Annotated in this window: 2 protein-coding genes and 1 pseudogene; all 3 read right to left on the bottom strand. The window is 60.8% G+C overall.

Going from position 1 to position 2,036, the window contains the following annotated elements; all coding sequences use genetic code 11:
- Window positions 1-619 (bottom strand): pseudouridine synthase (locus tag F8J34_RS03085; protein WP_297056420.1); only part of this gene is annotated, 619 nt, incomplete at its 3' end.
- Complete coding sequence (gene amrB, locus F8J34_RS03080) at window positions 610-1,800, bottom strand: AmmeMemoRadiSam system protein B (RefSeq protein ID WP_297056418.1); 1,191 nt, start codon at window positions 1,798-1,800, stop codon at window positions 610-612. The genes F8J34_RS03085 and amrB, both read right to left, overlap by 10 nt.
- A pseudogene (locus F8J34_RS03075) lies at window positions 1,797-2,036 on the bottom strand (chromosome partitioning protein ParB); the annotation flags it as partial. The gene amrB and the pseudogene F8J34_RS03075, both read right to left, overlap by 4 nt.

The raw sequence follows: 2,036 nt of genomic DNA, 5'->3' as shown, positions 1-2,036 counted from the left end.
GTTTGAGGCGGACCACCCGAAACCCCAGACGGGAAAACATGCGTTTCACCTGGTGATGCCGCCCCTCATAAAGGGTTATCTCCAGCCGGGTGGAATCCGCGGACCCGTAAAGGAGACGAGCCCGCGCCGGAAGGGTGAGCCGGCCCTCCAGGATAAAACGTTCCTCCAGGCGAGGAAGAAGTTCCTCCGGGAATTCCCCTTCCACCTCTACCTCATAGACCCGCGGAAGACGGTACCTGGGATGGAGCAAACGATGGGCCAGCTCCCCGTCGTCGGTGACAAGCAGCAGTCCCTCGGCATCGCGATCCAGCCTTCCCACCGGGAAAAGACGCTCGTGACGGGGCACCTCCCGAAAGAACTCCATGACCGTGGGGAGTCTATCCCGGGTGGAGGTTACGTATCCCGGGGGTTTATAGAAGAGAAAATAGCGATAGTCCGGAGGATAACCCACCGGTTTTCCGTCCACCTCCACCCGTTCCCCGGGCCGCACCCGATAGGAGGGGTCCCTTACGGGACGTCCCTCCACCCTAACCCGCCCCTTGAGGATCAGCTTTTTGGTCTCCCGGCGGCTCCCCAGACCGGCCTCAGCCAGAAAACGATCCAGCCGCATCACCACCATATTCCGGCGGCAAGAATAGAAACCAGGGAACCCGGTCCGAAGGGCACGGCCTCCTGGTAATAGATCTCTCCGGTGAACGGGTATCCCTCGAGAAAGGCGCGGAGGAGGATCAGCGAGGAAAGACCGCATATCTTGAAACTCAGACTGCGGCGGGCCTCCTCCAGAAAGTCCCGGTAGTCCCCCCGAAAAAGGGTTTCCATCAACTGTCGATCCCGGGCCACCGCCCGGCTCCCCTCCTGCGGACCGGCGAAAAAGGCGTCTCCGTACCGTTTCCCCAGGTGGGCAAAGTCTATCCCCAGGATCATGTAGGTCCTCTCGTCCCAGAGCTTTCGAAGCACCTCCACCCATTTTCGGTAAAGAGGCTGGGCCTCGAGAGGATCCTCTCCGCGGAGGAGATAAGGCTCCATGGATCCCACCAGAAAAGGTACCACTTTGAATTCGGAAAAGAGATGGCGCAAAAAGAGGGTCTGAAATTCCAGCGAATGTTCCCGACGGTGAGCAAAATGATCCGGAAAAACCGGAAGGGCCTCCATCAGCCGGGAGGTTAGCGTTCGATCTACCCGTACCTTTCCCAGAGGGGTGTCCATATCCTTGAGGAGCAGGGAAAGGGGGGCATCCAGTTGATGCCCGGTGCCGAGCAGGATCACCCTCGCTCCCGGGGGAAGTTCAAGGGCCCGATAAGCCGCAGCAAACCCCCGGGCCCCGGAACGGAGATCCAGGTGGGGTGCGATGAGTATGCGGGGAGGTTTCCGGGGCTGCGGCGTAAAGGAAGAAAGGATTTCATCCAGGAACCTTCGCAGAGATTCCGGATCCTGGGGATAGGCCTGTCCGGCGCAGGCCGGGGGACGAACCGGTTCCCTGTGCCAGGATTCCTCCGCGGCCCGACGGAGTCGTTCAAAGTTCTCTCCCTCCAGGAATCCGCTTCGGTCAAGCTTTTCCACCAGATGGATAATCTCTTCCAGAAGGACCAACCGCCCCAGCACCCGGGTGGCTGCGGCCTGAAGATCGCGAAGATCGTGATGTCCATCCATGAGGGCCAGTACCGGACCCAGGACCTGGGGCACCACCAGGGTCTCCTGGCTGTAGCCCAGGGGATCGCGCAGGAGGAGAGAGGAACGCCCCTGCCAGTTGAGGGGCAGGACCTCAAGCGGTCTCAGACGGGGGGTAAAGGTCGGACTCACTCCATCCCCCCGAAGTCCTCCGGCCCCAGCTCCCTTACCGCCTCCTTCACCCGTTCTAGAGCGTCATAATACTCATCTTCTATGGTTCGCACCCGCACGCCGTAGGCCCGCTGGATGGCCTTGCGCACGATTTCTCCCTTAAGCAGGGCATTGGTCCAGCCCATCTCGGCGTATTTGCTGTTCACCTCCTGGTTGAGCTCCACCAGGGCCCGGGCCCGACGTCTTCTTTCCTCCAC

The sequence above is a fragment of the Thermosulfurimonas sp. genome (genome assembly GCF_015491435.1).
In the GTDB taxonomy this organism is placed as follows: domain Bacteria; phylum Desulfobacterota; class Thermodesulfobacteria; order Thermodesulfobacteriales; family Thermodesulfobacteriaceae; genus Thermosulfurimonas_A.
Note: the sequence above shows the minus strand (reverse complement) of the source record. Positions and strands in the feature narration are given on the sequence as shown.